Source organism: Pseudomonas carassii (assembly GCF_036324045.1).
Taxonomy (GTDB): Bacteria; Pseudomonadota; Gammaproteobacteria; order Pseudomonadales; family Pseudomonadaceae; genus Aquipseudomonas; species Aquipseudomonas peradeniyensis.
Genome location: NZ_JAZDCT010000027.1, coordinates 1 through 17912, shown reverse-complemented (window position 1 = coordinate 17912; position 17912 = coordinate 1). Strand labels below are relative to the sequence as shown.

At 65.4% G+C, this 17912-nt stretch carries 20 protein-coding genes and 2 tRNA genes; 8 read left to right on the top strand and 14 right to left on the bottom strand.

Annotated elements, in window-relative coordinates; all coding sequences use genetic code 11:
• Nucleotides 1-192 precede the first annotated feature (192 nt).
• Nucleotides 193-405, top strand: a complete 213-nt coding sequence (locus tag V0R62_RS18905) for a hypothetical protein (protein ID WP_330104815.1) — start codon at nt 193-195, stop codon at nt 403-405.
• Here V0R62_RS18905 and V0R62_RS18900 read toward each other — a convergent pair.
• The 7 genes from V0R62_RS18900 to V0R62_RS18870 all read right to left on the bottom strand — a co-directional run bounded on the left by V0R62_RS18900 (nt 377) and on the right by V0R62_RS18870 (nt 7505).
• On the bottom strand, nt 377-1387 hold the full coding sequence (locus V0R62_RS18900; RefSeq protein WP_330104814.1) for a nucleoside hydrolase: 1011 nt from the start codon (nt 1385-1387) through the stop codon (nt 377-379). The genes V0R62_RS18905 and V0R62_RS18900 overlap by 29 nt on opposite strands.
• Nucleotides 1388-1534: 147 nt before the next feature.
• Complete coding sequence (gene rbsD / locus V0R62_RS18895; RefSeq protein ID WP_330104813.1) at nt 1535-1939, bottom strand: D-ribose pyranase; 405 nt, start codon at nt 1937-1939, stop codon at nt 1535-1537.
• Entirely contained in the window at nt 1936-2844 is a 909-nt protein-coding gene (rbsK, locus tag V0R62_RS18890; RefSeq protein WP_330104812.1) for a ribokinase, read from the bottom strand. The genes rbsD and rbsK overlap by 4 nt, the downstream gene beginning before the upstream one ends.
• 9 nt (nt 2845-2853) lie before the next feature.
• Entirely contained in the window at nt 2854-3879 is a 1026-nt protein-coding gene (locus V0R62_RS18885) for a LacI family DNA-binding transcriptional regulator (protein ID WP_330104811.1), read from the bottom strand.
• Between the two features lie 4 nt (nt 3880-3883).
• A complete protein-coding gene (locus V0R62_RS18880) occupies nt 3884-4876 on the bottom strand; it encodes an ABC transporter permease (protein WP_330104810.1) in 993 nt (330 codons plus the stop codon).
• Entirely contained in the window at nt 4873-6426 is a 1554-nt protein-coding gene (locus V0R62_RS18875; protein ID WP_330104809.1) for a sugar ABC transporter ATP-binding protein, read from the bottom strand. The genes V0R62_RS18880 and V0R62_RS18875 overlap by 4 nt, the downstream gene beginning before the upstream one ends.
• A gap of 131 nt (nt 6427-6557) precedes the next feature.
• Entirely contained in the window at nt 6558-7505 is a 948-nt protein-coding gene (locus tag V0R62_RS18870) for a sugar ABC transporter substrate-binding protein (protein WP_330104808.1), read from the bottom strand.
• 342 nt (nt 7506-7847) lie between these two features.
• On the opposite strand from V0R62_RS18870, the gene V0R62_RS18865 reads away from it, so the two are divergent.
• The 3 genes from V0R62_RS18865 to V0R62_RS18855 all read left to right on the top strand — a co-directional run bounded on the left by V0R62_RS18865 (nt 7848) and on the right by V0R62_RS18855 (nt 10116).
• Complete coding sequence (locus V0R62_RS18865) at nt 7848-8936, top strand: asparaginase (RefSeq protein ID WP_280083171.1); 1089 nt, start codon at nt 7848-7850, stop codon at nt 8934-8936.
• Nucleotides 8937-9177: 241 nt separating this feature from the next.
• Nucleotides 9178-9420 (top strand): DUF1654 domain-containing protein, encoded by a 243-nt coding sequence (locus tag V0R62_RS18860; protein ID WP_050705218.1) that lies wholly within the window; start codon nt 9178-9180, stop codon nt 9418-9420.
• Between the two features lie 6 nt (nt 9421-9426).
• Nucleotides 9427-10116, top strand: coding sequence for an endonuclease I family protein (locus V0R62_RS18855; protein WP_330104807.1), 690 nt, complete (start codon nt 9427-9429; stop codon nt 10114-10116).
• 6 nt (nt 10117-10122) lie between these two features.
• On the opposite strand, the gene V0R62_RS18850 is transcribed toward V0R62_RS18855, so the two are convergent.
• The 4 genes from V0R62_RS18850 to V0R62_RS18835 all read right to left on the bottom strand — a co-directional run bounded on the left by V0R62_RS18850 (nt 10123) and on the right by V0R62_RS18835 (nt 11865).
• A complete protein-coding gene (locus V0R62_RS18850) occupies nt 10123-10548 on the bottom strand; it encodes a bifunctional (p)ppGpp synthetase/guanosine-3',5'-bis(diphosphate) 3'-pyrophosphohydrolase (protein ID WP_050705216.1) in 426 nt (141 codons plus the stop codon).
• A gap of 137 nt (nt 10549-10685) precedes the next feature.
• Nucleotides 10686-11255 (bottom strand): SPOR domain-containing protein, encoded by a 570-nt coding sequence (locus V0R62_RS18845; RefSeq protein ID WP_330104806.1) that lies wholly within the window; start codon nt 11253-11255, stop codon nt 10686-10688.
• 155 nt (nt 11256-11410) lie between these two features.
• Nucleotides 11411-11487 (bottom strand) — tRNA-Val (locus V0R62_RS18840).
• A 301-nt stretch (nt 11488-11788) separates the two neighbouring features.
• Nucleotides 11789-11865 (bottom strand) — tRNA-Val (locus V0R62_RS18835).
• Between the two features lie 202 nt (nt 11866-12067).
• Here V0R62_RS18835 and V0R62_RS18830 point away from each other — a divergent pair.
• Complete coding sequence (locus V0R62_RS18830; RefSeq protein ID WP_050705213.1) at nt 12068-13351, top strand: NAD(P)/FAD-dependent oxidoreductase; 1284 nt, start codon at nt 12068-12070, stop codon at nt 13349-13351.
• 77 nt (nt 13352-13428) lie between these two features.
• Here the strand turns inward: V0R62_RS18830 and V0R62_RS18825 are convergent, their stop codons facing one another.
• Nucleotides 13429-14172 carry a peptidase C39 family protein gene (locus tag V0R62_RS18825; protein ID WP_330104805.1) on the bottom strand — a complete coding sequence of 248 codons (744 nt, stop codon included), beginning with the start codon at nt 14170-14172 and terminating at the stop codon, nt 13429-13431.
• Between the two features lie 154 nt (nt 14173-14326).
• Between V0R62_RS18825 and V0R62_RS18820 the strand changes: the two genes are divergently transcribed.
• Complete coding sequence (locus tag V0R62_RS18820) at nt 14327-14506, top strand: hypothetical protein (RefSeq protein WP_330104804.1); 180 nt, start codon at nt 14327-14329, stop codon at nt 14504-14506.
• A 78-nt stretch (nt 14507-14584) separates the two neighbouring features.
• Here V0R62_RS18820 and V0R62_RS18815 read toward each other — a convergent pair whose 3' ends face one another.
• A complete protein-coding gene (locus V0R62_RS18815; protein WP_330104803.1) occupies nt 14585-15340 on the bottom strand; it encodes a TerC family protein in 756 nt (251 codons plus the stop codon).
• A gap of 15 nt (nt 15341-15355) precedes the next feature.
• Nucleotides 15356-15595 carry a hypothetical protein gene (locus V0R62_RS18810; protein ID WP_050705209.1) on the bottom strand — a complete coding sequence of 80 codons (240 nt, stop codon included), beginning with the start codon at nt 15593-15595 and terminating at the stop codon, nt 15356-15358.
• A 132-nt stretch (nt 15596-15727) separates the two neighbouring features.
• Here V0R62_RS18810 and nhaR point away from each other — a divergent pair, with 132 nt between their 5' ends.
• Nucleotides 15728-16621, top strand: coding sequence for a transcriptional activator NhaR (gene nhaR / locus V0R62_RS18805; protein ID WP_050705208.1), 894 nt, complete (start codon nt 15728-15730; stop codon nt 16619-16621).
• A 95-nt stretch (nt 16622-16716) separates the two neighbouring features.
• Nucleotides 16717-17912 (top strand): serine/threonine transporter SstT (sstT, locus tag V0R62_RS18800; protein WP_330104802.1); only part of this gene is annotated, 1196 nt, incomplete at its 3' end.

Sequence of the window (17912 nt, the reverse complement as noted above, 5' to 3'; positions counted from 1 at the left end):
AGCGAAAGGCAATCGTGACCGGATTTTGCACCGAACCGTCGGTTCGGCCAACCGCGCCCCTTATGCTTAAGTCGCAGGTCCCGTCACGCAAAGGCATGATTTACTGCAAGAAGCGGAGCGCGAAACGCCTCCCCTTCGAACGCCAGGACGCGGTATTCGACCTATCACCCAGGCCCCAGCGAGAACCGCCCCATGAGCAGCCACAGCATCGACGCCGATATCAAGGTCAAGTGGGACGAGGGCCAGAGCGCCTACAGCCCGGGCACGCCCGAAGAGCTGGTACTGATCGCCATCGACCTGCTGGTACGCGATCTGGGTGGCGAGGCGGCGCGCAGCTTCATCGAGCAGGTACTCGAGCACCACGCGCCGCAGGGGGCTATTTCAATCGAGCCAGGCGGGCGCTGAGCAGGTCGAAGAAGCCCTGGGCGTCGCCCTCCTCGATCCACATCACGTTAGCCGGCTGTTTGAGCACGCCATACCAGTCGGCGATGGTCTGGCCGAAGGTCGGGCCTTCGCGGCTGTCGACCACCATGTGTACCTGACGACCCTTGAACAGCTCGGGCTTGAGCAGGTAGGCGATGACGCTGGCGTCGTGCACCGGGCCGCCGGGCATGCCGTAGTTGTCCATGTCGAACTTGATATAGGCGTTGAGGATGTCCACCACCAGCTTGCTGGCATTGTTGTTCACCGCCGCCAACTGCTTGAGGCGGGCGTCGCTGGTGAGCACCTTGTGAGTCACGTCCAGCGGCAGGTAGGTCAGCTTGACGCCGCTGGCCAGCACCACTTCGGCGGCGTGCGGGTCGGCGAACAGGTTGAACTCGGCGGCCGGGGTGATGTTGCCGCCGTTGAAGTGAGCGCCGCCCATCACCACCACTTCCTTGATGCCGTTGACGATCTCGGGCTTCTGGATCAGCGCCAGGGCCAGGTTGGTCTGCGGGCCGAGCATGGCCACGGTGATGCTGTGGGGCTCGGCGGCGCCCAGGGTGTCGATCAGGTACTGCACGGCGTTGCCATTGGCCAGGTGCTTCTTCGGCTCGTGGACCTTGACGCCGGTCAGGCCTTCCTCGCCGTGGACGTTGGCGGCGTAGATCGGCGTGCGCACCATCGGCCGCCCTGCCCCGGCGTATACCGGGATCTCTTCGCGTCCCGCCCACTCACGGGCCAGGCGGGCGTTGCGCGAGGTCTTTTCCAGGCGCACGTTGCCGGCCACGGTGGTGATGGCGCGGATCTTCAGTTCCTCGGGCGAGGCCATGGCCAGCAGCAGGGCCACCACGTCGTCGGCGCCGGGGTCGGTGTCGATGATCAGGTCGCGGGGCGCGGCCATGACGGCGGTGGCGGCTAGCGCGGACATCAGGACGGCTCCTTGGAGCAGGGATTTGAGGGACATTCAGCACTCCTTGTTGCTAGGGGATGGATTCAAGAGGGGCCGCTTTGCGGCCCTTTCGCGGCACAAGGCCGCTCCTACACGAACCGGGTTGCCCCTCTGTAGGAGCGGCCTTGCGCCGCGATCGAGGGCAAAGCCCTCGCATTCGGTCTAAAAGGTAACGCCAGCCACCAGGGCAATATTGCTGTAGGGCTTGCACTCCCCCGTACGCACCACGGCCCGAGCCTGGCGACACAGGGTCTTGAAATCGGCATGACTCAGCACCTGGCGCTGGCCCAGCTCGCCGTCGGCATGCAGCCGCTCGACCTCGGCCAACCCCGGCGGCAAAGCCTGGAACACCTCCTCGGCCAGCACATGGCGCTCGACCTGCATCTCGCTCAGCACCACGCGCAGCACGCTGGCGAAATCCGGGATGCCCGGCGTCAGCGCCAGGTCGATCAGCTCCACGCCCGGCGGCACCGGCAGGCCGGCATCACCGATCACCAGGATGTCGCCGTGGCCCAGCCCGGCGATAGTCCGCGACAGGGCGACGTTCAACAGCGGCGTCTTCTTCATGGCGCCAGCTCCTTCAGGTAAGGGATCGACGGTTGCGCGCCGACACGGGTCACCGACAACGCGGCGGCACGCTGGCCGAAGCCGATCGCCTCGTCCTCGGGCAGGCCTCGCGCCAGGCCCGCGGCAAAGCCGCCGACGAAGGTGTCACCGGCCGCCGTGGTGTCCACCGCTTGCACCCGGGGCGCCGGGAAATGCCGGCTGCCGGCGGCATCGACCAGTAACGCGCCATCACCGCCCAGGGTGACGATCACCTTGCCCGCGCCGAGCTGACGCAGGCGTTCGGCCGCCCGACGGGCGCTGTCCTGGTCGTCGACCTGCACCCCGGCCAAGGCCTCGGCCTCGCTCTCGTTGGGGATCAGGTAGTCGATATAGGCGTACCACTCCGCCGGCAACGGCCCGCTGGCCGGCGCCGGGTTGAGGATCACGGTCTTGCCCAACTCGCGACCACGGGCCAGGGTCCAGGCCACGGTGGCGGTGGGTACCTCGAGCTGGCAGATGATCACCTCGGCCCCCTGCAGCAGGTGGTCGAAGCGGCTCACCGACTCGGGCCCGAGCAGGCCGTTGCCGCCGGGAATGACGACAATGGCGTTCTGGCTGGCGGCATCCACCACGATCAGCGCCACGCCGCTGGACACGCCCTCGCACAGGCTCACGCCCTGGCAATCGACGCCTTCGCGCTTCAGCGCCTGACGCAGCTGCTGGCCATAGGCATCGTCACCGACGTTGCCGACCATCGCCACGCGGGCGCCCAGCCGGGCCACGGCCACGGCCTGGTTGGCGCCCTTGCCGCCGGGCGCGGTGAAGAAACTGTCGCCGGTCAGGGTCTCGCCGCCCCGGGGCAGGCGCTGGGCGCGGGCCACCAGGTCCATGTTGAGGCTGCCGACCACCACCACCTTGGCATCCATGGGTATTCCTTAACGGTAATCGTTGAACAGGTCCGGGCGCGGCCCGGTGGATTCACGCAAAACGATGCGCGGGGCGACGATGCGCTGCTCGGCGACGCCGTCGCGCCGTGGCGTGACGATGCGCGACAGCAACAGGCCGGCGGCGCTCTCGCCCAGTTCACGGATCGACTGGCCGACCGTGGTCAGCGCCGGGTACACGTAACGGCTCAGCTCGATATCGTCGAAACCGATCACCGACAGCTCGCCGGGCACGTCGATATTGCGTTCGGCGGCGGCGCGCAACACGCCGAAGCCGATCATGTCGTTGCCGGCGAAAATCGCCGTGGGCCGCTCGCCGTCGAGCAGGCGCGCCGCGGCGGCATGCCCGCCGGGGCTGGTGAAGTCGCTGTGCAGTACATGGCCGGGGGCGATGCGCACGCCGGCCTCGGCCATCGCCCGGCGGAAACCGGCCAGGCGCAGCTGGCTGACACCAGTGTCCACCGGACCGCCGATGGTGGCGATCTCGCGGTGGCCCAGCTCCAGCAGGTGACGGGTGGCCAGGTAGGCGCCCTGCTCGTGGTCGATGCGCACCAGGTCGGCCTCGACGCCGTCCAGGGCGCGGTCGACGATGACCATCGGCGTGCGCACGCCACTGAGGCTGTCGAGCAGGTCCTGGTCCTCGCCCACCGAGGCGACGATCAGCCCATCGATGCGTTTTTCCAGCAGCACGCGCAGGTAACTGCGCTGCTTCTGCGGGTTGTCGTCGGAGTTGCACAGGATCACGCAGTAGCCGTTGCGCTCGCAGGCGTCCTCGATACCCCGGGCCAGCTCGGCGAAGTACGGGTTGACGCTGTTGGGCACCAGCAGGCCGATGGTGGCGGTGCTGCGCGCCTTGAGCGAACGCGCCACGGCGCTGGGCACGTAGTCGAGCTCGGCGATCGCCGCCTCGACCTTCAGGCGCACGTGCTCGCTGACCGGGCGGGTCTTGTTCAGTACATGGGACACGGTGGTGTAGGAAATCCCCGCCAGTGCCGCGACGTCTTTGATGGTTGCCATGGTTTCAGTTCCGCCGGTTCGCGCGCCGGCTGCGGTAAGTGTCGAGTACCACGGCGATGACGATGACCGCCCCGGTGATGATGCGTTTGGTCGGCTCCGAAGCGCCGATCTGGGCCAGGCCCGCGGCCAGCACCGAGATGATCAGCACGCCGAAGAAGGTGCTGATGACCGAGCCGCGGCCGCCCATCAGGCTGGTGCCGCCGATCACCACGGCGGCGATCACCTGCAGCTCGAGACCGGAGCCGGCATTGGGGTCGGCGGCCTCCAGGCGCGAAATCTGGAACAGCGCGGCAAGGCCGGCGAGCACGCCCATCAGGGCGAACACCAGGATCTTGTAGGGGCGCGGGTCGATGCCGGCCAGACGCACGGCCTCTTCGTTGGTGCCGATGCCGATCAGGTAGCGGCCGAACACGGTGCGGGTCAGCACCAGCTGGGCGGCGACGATCACCAGCAAGGCGATGATGAAAGCCGGCGAGATGCCGAAGGCGATGGGGTTGGAGAACCAGGCGAAGGCGTCGCCGATGTAGGCGGTACGCGAGTCGGTGAACTGGTAGGCCAGGCCCCGGGCCATCTCCAGCACGCCCAGCGAGACGATGAACGAGGGGATGCGCCAGGCCACGGTGATGCTGCCGGTGACGGTGCCGGCCAGCGCCGCCACGGCCATGCCCAGCAGCGCGGCGGGCAGGACGCTCCAGCCCCAGCCGAGGATCGCCACGCTGACCGTCGAGGCGGCCAGGGCCAGCACCGACCCCACCGACAGGTCGATGCCGCCGATGATCAGGATGAAGGTCATGCCCACCGCCAGCACCATCAGGTCGGGGATCTGGTTGGCCAGGGTGCTGAAGGTGGCGTAGGACAGGAAGTGGCTGCTCAGCATCGAGAACAGCACGATCATCGCCAGCAAGGCGCCGGCCAGGCCCAGGTAGGTGCCCAGGCCGAAATAGGTGCCGCTGCGGCGCACGGGCGCAGTAGCCGAGGTGTTTGTTGTGGTTTTCATGCGTCCATCCTGGGGGCTGCGTCGTGCAGCAGGGCATCACGTTTCTGGTAGCCGGCGAAGGCGGCGGCAAGCAGTTGGTCCTGGGTCCAATGATCGCGGTCGAAGGTGTCGATCAGGCGGCCGGCGCTGAGCACGGCGATGCGGTCGCAGATCAGCATCAGCTCGCGCAGGTCGCTGGACACCACGACGATGGCCTTGCCCTGACGGGCGAGCTCGGCGAGCAGGCCATAGATGTCGAACTTGGCGCCGACGTCGATGCCGCGGGTGGGCTCGTCGAACAGCAGCACCTGGCAGTCGCGCTCCAGCCAGCGACCGATCACCACCTTCTGCTGGTTGCCACCGGACAGCTCGCCCACAGCCTGGGCGGGGCTGGCGCTGCGGATACGCATGGCGCCGATCTGGCGCTCGGCCAGTTCGCGTTCGGCGTCACGGTCGAGCACCCCGGCGCGAGAGACCGCACCGAGGTTGCCCAGGGCGATGTTGGCGCTGATCGACTGGCTCAGCAGCAGGCCTTCGCCCTTGCGGTCCTCAGTGATCAGGGCGATGCCGGCCTTTACCGCGGCCTTGGGCGAATCAATGGTCACCGGCACTGGCGGCTGACCGAGGGCGACCTGGCCGCTGTCGGCGCGGTCGGCGCCGTAGATCAGGCGCAGCAGCTCGGTGCGCCCGGCGCCGATCAGGCCGGAGATACCGAAGATCTCCCCTGCCCTGACCTCGAACGATACTTCGCGCACCTTGTCGCCACGGCTGAGCTTGTCGACCCTGAGCAGCGGCGCGCCGATGCTGCGCTGGCCGAGGTCGATGTGCTCGCCCAACTCGCGACCGACCATCAGGTTGACCAGTTGCTCGCTGTTATAGCGCTGGATCGGCTCGGCGCACACCAGCTTGCCATCGCGCAGCACGGCGATACGCTGGGCCACGCGCTGCAGCTCTTCGAGGCGGTGGGAAATATAGACGATGGCCACGCCGCGCTGGCGCAGGCGCTCGATCTGGGTGAACAGCAGCTCCACCTCGCGGGCGGTGAGCATGGCCGTGGGTTCGTCGAAGATCAGCACGTGGCAGTCGCCGATCAGGTTGCGGGCGATCTCGACCATCTGCTGGTGGCCGATGCCCAGTTCGCCCACGGGGGTGTCCGGATCGATGGCGTCCAGGCCGACCTGGGCCATGGCCGCACTGGCCAGCTGGCGCAGGCGCTTCTGGTTGACCCAGCCGAGGCGGCTGGGCAGGTTGTCGAGGAACAGGTTCTCGGCCACGGTCAGGGTGGGCAGCAGGTTGAGCTCCTGCATCACCATGCGCACGCCGAGGCGCTCGGCCTCGGCGCGGTTGCCGGGGCTGTAAGGCTGCCCGCGATAGGTCATCTGCCCGGTGGTGGGGACCTCCAGGCCGCTGATCAGCTTGGACAGGGTCGACTTGCCCGCGCCGTTCTCGCCGGTCAGGGCCAGCACCTCGCCGCCGCGCAGTTCGAGGGTGACATCGCCGAGCACAGGCTGGGCGTAGGTCTTGCCCAGGCCGCTGACGGCTAGCACGGTTTCATTGGCCGGTACTGACATGGCCATTCTCTCCTAGGTTGGCACAACACCCCTGTAGGAGCGGGCTTGCCCCGCGAAGCAGTCGACGCGGTGCATGGCACCGGCTACGCCGGTGATCGCGGGGCAAGCCCGCTCCTACAGGGATCGCAACATCACTTGGTGATGAGCTCGACCGGCGTCTGGATGACATTGTCGGCATCCACGCCCGGCTGCTCGCCCTTGAGCATCTTCAGCGCCGCCTGGATGCCGAACACCGCCTGCTGGCTGGCCGCCTGGTCGAGGGTGGCCAATACGCGGCCATCCTTGAGCATCGGCTTGATGGCATTGATGTTGTCGTAGCCGACCACCTGCACCTGGCCGGTCTTGCCGGCGGCGCGCACGGCCGAGACGGCGCCCAGGGCCATGCTGTCGTTGCCGGCCAGCAGCGCCTTCAGATCGGGGTATTCGTTGAGCATCGAGGCGGCCACGGCGTTGCCCTTGTCGATCTCCCAGTTGCCCGACTGCACCGAGACGATCTTCATCTGCGCGGCTTCCATGGCGTCCTTGAAGCCGGCGGTACGCTGCTGGGCGTTGGTGGTGGTCGGCACGCCCTCGATGATGCCGACCTGATCACCGGCCTTGAGCTTCTGCTGGGCCAGGTAGTCGCCGACCAGGCGCGCGCCCTTGCGGTTGTCCGGGCCCACGAACGGCACGCTGATGCCCTTGCTCTTGAGCACGGCAGGGTCGAGGCGGTTGTCGATGTTGATCACGGTGATGCCGGCGTCCATGGCCTTCTTGATCACCGGCACCAGCGCCTTCGAGTCGGCCGGGGCGATAACCAGGGCCTTGGCGCCGGTGGCGATCATCTGCTCGACGATGCGGATCTGGTTGCCGGTGTCGGTCTCGTCCTTGATGCCATTGGCCACCAGGGTGAAATCGTTCGGGTGGTCTTTCTGGTAGGCCTTGGCGCCGTCTTCCATGGTGCGGAAGAACTCGTTGGCGAGGGACTTCATCACCAGGGCGACCTTGGGCGCTTCCTCGGCGTGGGCAGTAGACAGGGAGAAGATAAGCGACGAGAAAACGGCGAGGGCCAGCGGACGGCCGGGGAACGGCAGTTTCATGGAAATGACTCCGAATCTTGTGGTTTTTATCGGATCGCAAACGTTTGCGGTAACCAACTATGGAAACAGGCGCCGGTTTTGTCAAATCCATTGCGTAGGGAGCTACGACTACGCGCGTCGGATTATCCGCAATTCATCCGAAAAACCGAACACCTTTCCTGGAAAAATTCGGTCAGCCGAACACCCGCACCCACCTCTGACCCTGTGGTCGCGTCGAGTACCCCCAGTCAAAACAGGGGTTTCAAGATGAAATACGACGAACGGTAGTTGCTGGTACGAAATCTGCCTTTACCCCAGTGCGACATAACGCACATCTCCTCCAGGAAGAGAGAAGCAGAAATGATGAAAACCGCTATCAAGACCTTCGCACCGAGCGCCCTGGCGCTGCTGCTGGTACTGCCGACCACCGTTTCCGCCAAGGAAGCCGCGCAACAACAGAAACTCGCCAACGTGGTGATCCTCGCCACCGGCGGCACCATCGCCGGCGCCGGCGCCAGCGCGGCCAACAGCGCCACCTACCAGGCCGCCAAGCTGGGCATCGACAAGCTGATCGCCGGCGTGCCGGAGCTGCAGGACCTGGCCAACGTGCGCGGCGAGCAGGTGATGCAGATCGCCTCGGAAAGCATCGGCAACGACGACCTGCTCAAGCTGGGCAAGCGCGTCGCCGAACTGGCCGACAGCAAGGACGTCGATGGCATCGTCATCACCCACGGCACCGACACCCTGGAAGAAACCGCCTACTTCCTCAACCTGGTGGAGAAGACCGACAAGCCGATCATCGTGGTCGGTTCGATGCGTCCGGGCACCGCGATGTCCGCCGACGGCATGCTCAACCTGTACAACGCCGTGGCCGTGGCCAGCAGCAAGGACGCCCGCGGCAAGGGCGTGCTGGTGACCATGAACGACGAGATCCAGTCCGGGCGCGACGTGAGCAAAGCGGTCAACATCAAGACCGAAGCCTTCAAGAGCCAGTGGGGCCCGCTGGGCATGGTCGTGGAAGGCAAGTCGTACTTCTTCCGCTTGCCAGCCAAGCGTCACACCGTCAACTCCGAGTTCGACATCAAGACCATCAGCAAGCTGCCGGCCGTGGACATCGCCTACGGCTACGGCAACGTGACCGACACCGCCTACAAGGCGCTGGCCCAGGGTGGCGCCAAGGCGATCATCCACGCCGGCACCGGCAACGGGTCGGTATCGTCGCGGGTGGTGCCGGCGCTGCAGGAGCTGCGCAAGGAAGGCGTGCAGATCATCCGTTCGTCCCACGTCAACCAGGGCGGCTTCGTGCTGCGCAACGCCGAACAGCCTGACGACAAGAACGACTGGGTCGTGGCCCACGACCTGAACCCGCAGAAAGCGCGGATCCTGGCCATGGTCGCAATGACCAAGACCCAGGACAGCAAGGAGCTGCAGCGGATCTTCTGGGAATACTGATCGGCGCCAGAAACCAGCCGGTGCACTACCCGCACCGGCCTCTTCGCGGGCAAACCCGCTCCCACAGGATTTGTGCTCCACCTGTGGGAGCGGGCTTGCCCGCGAAGGGTCAAGACAAAAAGTCCAGTCACGGAACCAATCCCTCTACCACGGTCTTATACGGCTTTCATCCTACCTGCTGTTGCGAAACGGCTTACAGTGAAATACTGTATGCGCATACAGCAAAACAAGGAACAGCCCCGTGGCCAAACCCGCCTCCGCGTCGCCAAGCCCTTATGAACTCCTGGGTCAGCGCATCCAGAAAATCATCAACAGCCCCACCGCCCAGCGCAGCCGCGCCGCCTTGATCTTCCGCCTGGAGCACGAGTCGCCCGACGACTGGGCAACCCTGCTCGAGGAAATCGCCGAGAACGACAACGTCACCCTCGCCCACCGCGACGATGGCGGCGTGCAGATTTTCTGGACCGTGCCGAAGGAAGACTGACCGCGCATGAGAGTTTCGCTTTTCACCGCCTGCCTGCTGCTGCTTGCCCCCCTCGCCCACGCCGACGCCCCGCGCACCTTCCAGGAGGCCAAGAAGGTCGCCTGGAAGCTGTACGCGCCGCAGTCCACCGAGTTTTATTGCGGTTGCAAGTACAAGGGCAACAAGGTCGACCTGGCCTCCTGCGGCTATGAGCCGCGCAAGAACCTCAACCGCGCCTCGCGCATTGAATGGGAGCACATCGTCCCAGCCTGGCAGATCGGCCACCAGCGCCAGTGCTGGCAAGACGGCGGACGCAAGAACTGCACGCGCCACGACAAGGTCTACCAGCGTGCCGAGGCCGACCTGCACAACCTGGTGCCGAGCATCGGCGAGGTCAACGGCGACCGCAGCAACTTCAGCTTCGGCTGGCTGCCCGAGCAGCATGGCCAGTACGGCAGCTGCCTGACCCAGGTTGACTTCAAGGCCAAGAAGGTCATGCCGCGCCCGTCGATCCGCGGGATGATCGCGCGCACCTACTTCTATATGAGCAAGCAGTACGACCTGAGGCTGTCCAGGCAGGACCGCCAGCTGTTCGAGGCCTGGAACAAGACCTACCCGCCGCAGGCCTGGGAGCTGCAGCGCAACCAGCAGGTGGCATGCGTGATGGGGCGCGGCAACGAGTTCGTCGGGCCGGTCAACCTCAAAGCCTGTGGCTGAGCAGGGTCAGACCAGCGCCTGCAGGTAGGCGCTGGCCTGCTGGTAACGGCACAGCCGCGCCAGGTCGGCAGGGCCCGGGCAAGGGATGCGTGAGAGATCACTGTTGTCGGCCAGGTCGGCCAGCTTGACCTGGCGCGCCAGGGGGTCGACACCCAGGCGGATGACGAAGGCCTCGTAGCTCTCGCCTTCGCGACGGCTCAGCGCCAGCAGCGCAGCGAGGATCTTCAGCGGGAAACCTTCGCGGGCGAGGTCGGACAGGGTGAGCGGGGTGTCTTCCAGCACATCGTGCAGTACCGCGACGATGCGTTGCTCCGGGGTAATCACCCGCTCCATCACCCGCAACGGGTGGAGGATGTACGCCGCACCGCCTTTGTCGAACTGCCCTTCATGCGCCTTGATGGCCATCGCAATGGCCCGCTCCAGCGTCGCCATGAGCCGCCTCCCCCACTCAACCCCCGCAGTAGACAGCATAGCTGCTGCAGCACGGACTGACCGGGAAGCACCTCTGCCTGTTCTGTCGCCATCGCGGGACAAGCCCGCTCCTACAGGGATTTATGTGGCCGTCGCGATCAGCGCTTGGCGCCGTGCTGGATGACGATCGAGTCGGTGCCCAGCTTGGCCATCACCTCGGCCTTACGTGCATCGGCTTCGGCCTTGGCCGGGAACGGGCCCATCAGCACCACCGGCTTGCCGTCGCGGTACTCGACCCAGGACGGGATACCCTTCTCGATCAGGCGGGCGGTCATGTCGGTCAGGGCGCCCATGTTCGGCCCCTGGATCACCTCGACGTCCCAACCCTCCGGCGCCGGCTGGTCGGCCAGCGCCTCGGCGCGACGCTGCAGGTCGGCACCGCCGCAGATTTCGCGGATGCGCAGGTTGTTGCCGGTCTCGTCGATGAGGATCTCATACTGGCCGTCATGCTTGATCGCCACGTAGCTGCGATAGGCCTCGTATTGCCCGGCGTCGTCCTTGCCGCGCACCTGGCCGCAGATGGAGCCCTGGGTGTCGAAGCGCACGTTGGCGAACTTGGCCGTCTTGGGGTTGTTCAGGTGTTCGGCCACCTGCTTGTGCACGCCTTCGACCTCGTTGTTACAGCCCGCCAGGGCCAACACCGCCATTACCACCGCCAGTTTGCGCACGCCTGTACCTCCAGATTCGAAGGGGCGGATTCTAGCATGAGCGGATAGCACAGCCGCAGGGATGAGGCGAAGGTGGAAGGTTGCAGCGTGTGTCGGCGGACACCGAACAGCGGAAAGCAAAAAGGGCGATCCTTGCGGATCGCCCTCTTCTGATTTGGTAGGCACAATTGGACTCGAACCAACGACCCCCACCATGTCAAGGTGGTGCTCTAACCAACTGAGCTATGTGCCTGTCGTGTGGTGCGCATATTAGTGATCGAATGCGTACCTGTAAAGCGTTTTTTTCAAAAAAATCAAAAACTTTGCGAAACTGCTTAATGCCAGCCCTGTCAGGCGAGGCAATCCCTGTAGGAGCGGCCTTGTGTCGCGAAAGGGCTGCGCAGCGGCCCCGGCAATTTCTGCTTTGACGCCTAAATCCCGGGGCTGCGTTGCAGCCCTTTCGCGGCACAAGGCCGCTCCTACAGGGATTGCGCATGGCCGTAGAGCGCCAGAATGCAAAAAGGGCGATCCTTGCGGATCGCCCTCTTCTGATTTGGTAGGCACAATTGGACTCGAACCAACGACCCCCACCATGTCAAGTTGGTGCTCTAACCAACTGAGCTATGTGCCTGTCGTGTGGGGCGCATTCTACGCGATCCAGATACCCTGTCAACACTTTTTTTCACGCTAAGCTACTGAAACTTAAACTATTTATAGAAAGGCCAGGTTTCAGGGGGGCGTAAAGGATTTTCACCGGACGACTAGCGGGTGTTTATTATTATTGATAGCATCGGTACATTCGTTAAAAATATAAAACACGAGGTTCCTCGAGCATGGCTAACACCCCCTACCCCCAGTCCTACTACGCCGCCTCGGCCAACCCGGTGCCGCCACGTCCGGCGCTGCAGGGTGAGGTGGAAACCGATGTGTGCATCATCGGCGCCGGCTACACCGGCCTGTCCAGCGCCCTGTTCCTGCTGGAGAACGGCTTCAAGGTGAGCATCGTCGAGGCCGCCAAGGTCGGCTTCGGCGCTTCGGGCCGCAACGGCGGCCAGATCGTCAACAGCTACAGCCGCGACATCGACGTGATCGAACGCACCGTCGGCCCCAAGCAGGCGCAACTGCTGGGCCAGATGGCCTTCGAAGGCGGGCGCATCATCCGTGAGCGCGTGGCCAAGTACGACATCCAGTGCGACCTGAAGGACGGCGGCGTGTTCGCCGCGCTGACCAGCAAGCAGATGGGCCACCTGGAATCGCAAAAGCGCCTGTGGGAACGCTTCGGCCACACCCAGCTGGAGCTGATGGACCAGAAGCGCATCCGTGAAGTGGTGGCCTGCGACAATTACCTGGGCGGCATGCTCGACATGAGCGGCGGCCACATCCACCCGCTGAACCTGGCCCTGGGCGAAGCCGCCGCGGTCGAGTCGCTGGGCGGCATCATCTATGAGCAGACCCCGGCCGTGCGCATCGAGCGTGGTGCCAACCCTGTCGTGCACACCCCGCAGGGCAAGGTCCGCGCCAAGTTCATCATCGTCGCCGGCAACGCCTACCTGGGCAACCTGGTGCCGGAACTGGCGGCCAAGTCGATGCCGTGCGGCACCCAGGTGATCACCACCGAGCCGCTGGGCGACGAGCTGGCGCGCACCCTGCTGCCGCAGGACTACTGCGTCGAGGACTGCAACTACCTGCTCGACTACTACCGCCTGACCAGCGACAAGCGCCTGATCTTCGGTGGCGGCGTGGTGTACGGCGCGCGCGACCCGGCGAACATCGAGGCGATCATCCGTCCGAAGATGCTCAAGGCCTTCCCGCAGCTGAAGAACGTCAAGATCGACTACGCCTGGACCGGCAACTTCCTGCTGACCCTGTCGCGTCTGCCGCAGGTTGGTCGTATCGGCGACAACATCTATTACTCCCAGGGCTGCTCGGGTCACGGTGTGACCTACACCCACCTGGCGGGCAAGGTGCTGGCCGAGGCCCTGCGCGGCCAGGCCGAGCGCTTCGACGCCTTCGCCGGCCTGCCGCACTACCCGTTCCCGGGTGGCCAGATGCTGCGCGTGCCGTTCAGCGCCATTGGTGCCTGGTATTACAGCCTGCGCGACCGTCTGGGCTTCTAAGACAGTTCGGGGCCGCTTTGCGGCCCCGGCAAGTCCAAGTCGGACGCCAATTATCAACATATTGAAAGGGCTGGGTCTCAATTCCCGAGGCTGGTGACCGCCTGCTTCGCCGCGATCTCCTGCCCGGCACGGGCCAGCTCGTCCGCCGCCTGCAACCAGCGCTGGCGATCCACCTGGGCCGGCAGTTGCCGTGGCGACTGCAGCAGCACCGCCCAATTGCCCTCCTTGGCCCACGCCGACTCGAAATCATCGAAGGCCATCAACTGGCGTCGATGCATGCCCGAACGCAGCAGCACCCGCTGCTTGTAGCGGTCATAGCCGATCAGCACCGCGTAACGCGGCTCGCTCCACCAGGCCGAACCTTCCTGATAACGCAGCAGCACCGGGTAGCCGGCGGCCACCTGCGCGAGCAGCGCGTCCAGGTGCTTGTCCAGCGGGTAGACCACCCGACCGTACTCGCGGGCTACCCGGGGAATGCCGGTGTCCAGCGCTTCGGCGGCCTTGGGCAGACCCAGCGCCTTGTCGAGCAGGCCCGGGGTGATCGGCGCACCCTGTTGCGACAGCACCGCAGCCAGGGCCATCGAGCCGCTATGGTTGGCATTGCCGCGATAGAACGGCACGCTGCTGATCTCGACCCGCTGCGGCAGGCCCTTGAGCGCGGCCGGTGGCGTGCCGGCGCAGCCGGACAGGGTCGCCGCCACCAGGCAGGCGGCCAGCAGACGACGTGGGCCCAGGGCCCGAAACTTGGAGAGCTTTTGCAACGTGGACACTCGCTTGTTCCGCGGCCAGGCAGGCAGCGCCCGGCCAAGAAGCCTGATCATAGGATGCCGACGTTCGCGGGTATAGCCCGGCGCTGACTTGGAACGAAACGGCCCAAGTACTAGACCTTCGGTCAATGGAACGTCACAGGCGACAGGCTAGACTGAAGCTGTGTCTGGATGGCGAGTCCGGCTCGCCAGAGAGAAGGAGGCACACATGAGCCTGACAATGGCAATTCTCATGCTGGTCGGCATGTGGCTCAGCGTCGCGGCGGCCATGCTCTGGGGGGTGTTGCGCATCGTGCGCCGGCATTCCCACCCTCACCATCTGCCACCCCAGGCCCTGGCCAAGGCCCAGCCGGTGCGCCGTGCCCGGCGTCATGCCGGGGCGCATTGACGGCATCTACAAACTTCGAGCAATGAACGACAAGAGGGAGCCTAGGCTCCCTCTTGCTTATCACTTGCAGCTTGCGGCTCAGTTGCCCTCGGCCGCCTCACGCTTCAAACGTGCCCGACGCGCCATGATGTTGAGGATCTCGATCGCCGTCGAGAACGCCATGGCCGCATACACATAACCCTTCGGTACATGGGCGCCGAAGCCTTCGGCGATCAGGGTCATGCCGATCATGATCAGGAAGCCCAGGGCCAGCATCACCACGGTCGGGTTGTCGTTGATGAACTTGGCCAGCGGATCGGCGGCCACCAGCATCACGATCACGGCGCTGATCACTGCGATGATCATGATCGGCAGGTGCTCGGTCATGCCCACGGCGGTGATGATGCTGTCGATCGAAAAGACGATGTCCAGCAGCAGGATCTGGAAGATCGCCGCGGTGAAGCCGATGGTCACGGTGCTGCCGACCTTGGACTCTTCCTTGGCGCCATGGGGGTCGACGCTTTCATGGATCTCCTTGGTCGCCTTCCACAGCAGGAACAGGCCACCGGCGATGAGGATCATGTCCTTCCACGAGAACGTGTGGCCGAACACTTCGATGACCGGCTCGGTCAGCTGAACGATCCAGGCCACGGTGCTGAGCAGTGCCAGGCGCATGACCAGGGCCATGCTGATACCGATACGGCGGGCCTTGGAGCGGTACTGCTCAGGCAGCTTGTTGGTGAGGATGGAGATGAAGATCAGGTTGTCGATACCAAGCACGACCTCCATGGCCACCAGGGTGGCGAGGGCAACCCAGGCAGTGGGGCTTGCGGCGAGTTCCAGCAAATATTCCATTGGTCAGTCCTGCTCTCAGATGTCCTGGGTGTCTTTCTTGTCGTCTTCGGCCTTGGCCTTCTCGGCATCGCTGCCGATGGCGTCGCTCAGGGCCTGCTGGGCGGCGTCGTTGGTCTTGTCGATGGCCTGCTTGGCGGTTTCGGCGGCCTGGTCGAGCATCTGCTGGGCGGATTTCTCGGCCTGGTCGCAACCGGACATGGCGAACAGGGCCAGGGCCAGCACCAGCGGTGTACCAATGGATTTGAGTTGTAGCATGGGGTCCTCGCTTGTCGAATTCCGGGCGGCGCGTCATGCGCCTGATGGGGTGGCATTCTAAAGAGGCTGAAACATCCGGAAAATTCGTTTTTTCGGCGTGTATACTTCGGTTTTCCCGAACTGAGACCGGCCATGCTCAACTACCGCCAGCTCCATTATTTCTGGGCCGTGGCCAAGACCGGCAGCATCGCCCGCGCCAGCGAGCAGCTGAACCTCACCCCGCAGACCATCAGCGGCCAGATCAGCCTGTTCGAGCAGACCTGGAACCTGGAGCTGTTCCAGCGCGTCGGTCGCCAGCTGGAGCTGACCGAGACCGGGCGTCAGGCGCTGGTCTACGCCGAGCAGATGTTCCAGATCGGCGGCGAGCTGGAGGCCATGCTGCGGGCCGGGCCGCAGGAGCAGATCCTGTTTCGCGTGGGGGTGGCCGACGTGGTGCCCAAGTCCATCGTCTACCGCCTGCTGGCGCCGACCATGGAGCTGGACGAGGTGCTGCGCATCAGCTGCCGCGAGGACAAGCTCGAGCGGCTGCTGGCGGACCTGGCGATCCAGCGCCTGGACCTGGTGATCTCCGACAGCCCCATGCCCAGCCACCTGGACATCAAGGGCTACAGCCAGAAACTCGGCGAATGCGGCCTGAGCTTCTTCGCCACGCCCACGCTGGCCGAACGCCTCGACCGGCCCTTCCCCGCCTGCCTGGACGACGCGCCGTTGCTGATCCCCGGCCAGGAGACCGTGGTGCGCAGCCGGCTGCTACGCTGGCTGGCCGAGCAGCAGGTGCAGCCACGTATCGTCGGCGAGTTCGACGACAGCGCGCTGATGCAGGCCTTCGGCCAGTCGGGCAGCGGCATCTTCGTCGCCCCCAGCGTGATCGCCGAGGAAGTCTGCCGCCAGTACGGGGTGCGACTGATCGGCCAGACCGAGGCGGTGAACGAGTCGTTCTACGCCATTTCGGTGGAGCGCAAGGTCAAGCACCCGGGGATCCTGGCGATCACCGAAGGCGCGCGGCGAGAGTTGTTTCACTGGTAGAGCGGCCGATGATCGCAGGGCAAGCCCCACCCACGCTATGCCCTGCGGGTCTGTGATAAAGTCGCGCGCTTTCACGTAACTGGATTGCGCTGCACATGACCCCCATCCTCCGCCTCATCAACCGCACCGGCCTGGTGACGCAGATCTGCATCGGCCTGGTGGCCGGCATTCTCCTCGCCCTGCTCGCCCCCGCCGTGGCCCGCGACCTGGCGTTCCTCGGCAAGGTCTTCGTCAGCGCCCTGAAGGCCGTGGCGCCGGTGCTGGTGTTCATCCTGGTGATGGCCTCGATCGCCAACCACCGCCATGGCCAGGAAACCCACATCCGCCCGATCCTCTGGCTGTACCTGCTGGGCACCTTCGCCGCGGCGGTGGTGGCCGTGGCGGCGAGCATGCTGTTCCCGTCCAACCTGGCGCTGACCACCAGCGACGCCGCGCTCAGCGCCCCTGGTGGAATCAGCGAGGTATTGCAGAACCTGCTGCTCAGCGCCGTGGACAACCCGGTCAACGCGCTGCTCAACGCCAACTTCATCGGCGTGCTGACCTGGGCCATCGGCCTGGGCGTGGCCCTGCGCCATGCCAACGACACCACCCGCACCGTGGTCGAGGACCTGTCCAACGGCGTGACCCTGATCGTGCGCGTGGTGATCCGCTTCGCCCCGCTGGGCATCTTCGGTCTGGTCAGCGCCACCCTGGCGCAATCGGGCCTGGACGCCCTGCTCGGCTACCTGCACCTGCTCGGCGTGCTGATCGGCTGCATGCTGTTCGTGGCGCTGGTGATGAACCCGCTGATCGTGTTCTGGAAGATCCGCCGCAACCCCTACCCGCTGACCCTGCTGTGCCTGCGCGAAAGCGGCATCACCGCGTTCTTCACCCGCAGCTCGGCGGCCAATATCCCGGTCAACCTGGCGCTGTCGGAAAAGCTCGGCCTGCATGAGGACACCTATTCGGTGTCGATCCCGCTGGGCGCGACCATCAACATGGCCGGCGCGGCGATCACCATCACCGTGCTGACCCTGGCCGCCGTGCACACCCTGGGCATCCCGGTGGACCTGCCGACCGCGGTGCTGCTCAGCGTGGTGGCGGCGGTCTGCGCCTGTGGCGCCTCGGGCGTGGCCGGCGGCTCGCTGCTGCTGATCCCACTGGCCTGCAGCCTGTTCGGCATCCCCAGCGAGATCGCCATGCAGGTGGTGGCGGTCGGCTTCATCATCGGCGTGCTGCAGGATTCGGCGGAAACCGCGCTGAACTCCTCCACCGACGTGCTGTTCACCGCGGCGGCGTGCCAGGCCATGGA

What these genes read in the sequence shown, in the direction of transcription:
- V0R62_RS18905 (WP_330104815.1), top strand. Translation starts at nt 193, where the DNA reads ATGAGCAGCCACAGCATCGACGCCGATATCAAGGTCAAGTGGGACGAG.
- V0R62_RS18900 (WP_330104814.1), bottom strand. Translation starts at nt 1,387, where the DNA reads ATGTCCCTCAAATCCCTGCTCCAAGGAGCCGTCCTGATGTCCGCGCTA.
- rbsD (WP_330104813.1), bottom strand. Translation starts at nt 1,939, where the DNA reads ATGAAGAAGACGCCGCTGTTGAACGTCGCCCTGTCGCGGACTATCGCC.
- rbsK (WP_330104812.1), bottom strand. Translation starts at nt 2,844, where the DNA reads ATGGATGCCAAGGTGGTGGTGGTCGGCAGCCTCAACATGGACCTGGTG.
- V0R62_RS18885 (WP_330104811.1), bottom strand. Translation starts at nt 3,879, where the DNA reads ATGGCAACCATCAAAGACGTCGCGGCACTGGCGGGGATTTCCTACACC.
- V0R62_RS18880 (WP_330104810.1), bottom strand. Translation starts at nt 4,876, where the DNA reads ATGAAAACCACAACAAACACCTCGGCTACTGCGCCCGTGCGCCGCAGC.
- V0R62_RS18875 (WP_330104809.1), bottom strand. Translation starts at nt 6,426, where the DNA reads ATGTCAGTACCGGCCAATGAAACCGTGCTAGCCGTCAGCGGCCTGGGC.
- V0R62_RS18870 (WP_330104808.1), bottom strand. Translation starts at nt 7,505, where the DNA reads ATGAAACTGCCGTTCCCCGGCCGTCCGCTGGCCCTCGCCGTTTTCTCG.
- V0R62_RS18865 (WP_280083171.1), top strand. Translation starts at nt 7,848, where the DNA reads ATGAAAACCGCTATCAAGACCTTCGCACCGAGCGCCCTGGCGCTGCTG.
- V0R62_RS18855 (WP_330104807.1), top strand. Translation starts at nt 9,427, where the DNA reads ATGAGAGTTTCGCTTTTCACCGCCTGCCTGCTGCTGCTTGCCCCCCTC.
- V0R62_RS18850 (WP_050705216.1), bottom strand. Translation starts at nt 10,548, where the DNA reads ATGGCGACGCTGGAGCGGGCCATTGCGATGGCCATCAAGGCGCATGAA.
- V0R62_RS18830 (WP_050705213.1), top strand. Translation starts at nt 12,068, where the DNA reads ATGGCTAACACCCCCTACCCCCAGTCCTACTACGCCGCCTCGGCCAAC.
- V0R62_RS18825 (WP_330104805.1), bottom strand. Translation starts at nt 14,172, where the DNA reads ATGATCAGGCTTCTTGGCCGGGCGCTGCCTGCCTGGCCGCGGAACAAG.
- V0R62_RS18820 (WP_330104804.1), top strand. Translation starts at nt 14,327, where the DNA reads ATGAGCCTGACAATGGCAATTCTCATGCTGGTCGGCATGTGGCTCAGC.
- V0R62_RS18815 (WP_330104803.1), bottom strand. Translation starts at nt 15,340, where the DNA reads ATGGAATATTTGCTGGAACTCGCCGCAAGCCCCACTGCCTGGGTTGCC.
- V0R62_RS18810 (WP_050705209.1), bottom strand. Translation starts at nt 15,595, where the DNA reads ATGCTACAACTCAAATCCATTGGTACACCGCTGGTGCTGGCCCTGGCC.
- nhaR (WP_050705208.1), top strand. Translation starts at nt 15,728, where the DNA reads ATGCTCAACTACCGCCAGCTCCATTATTTCTGGGCCGTGGCCAAGACC.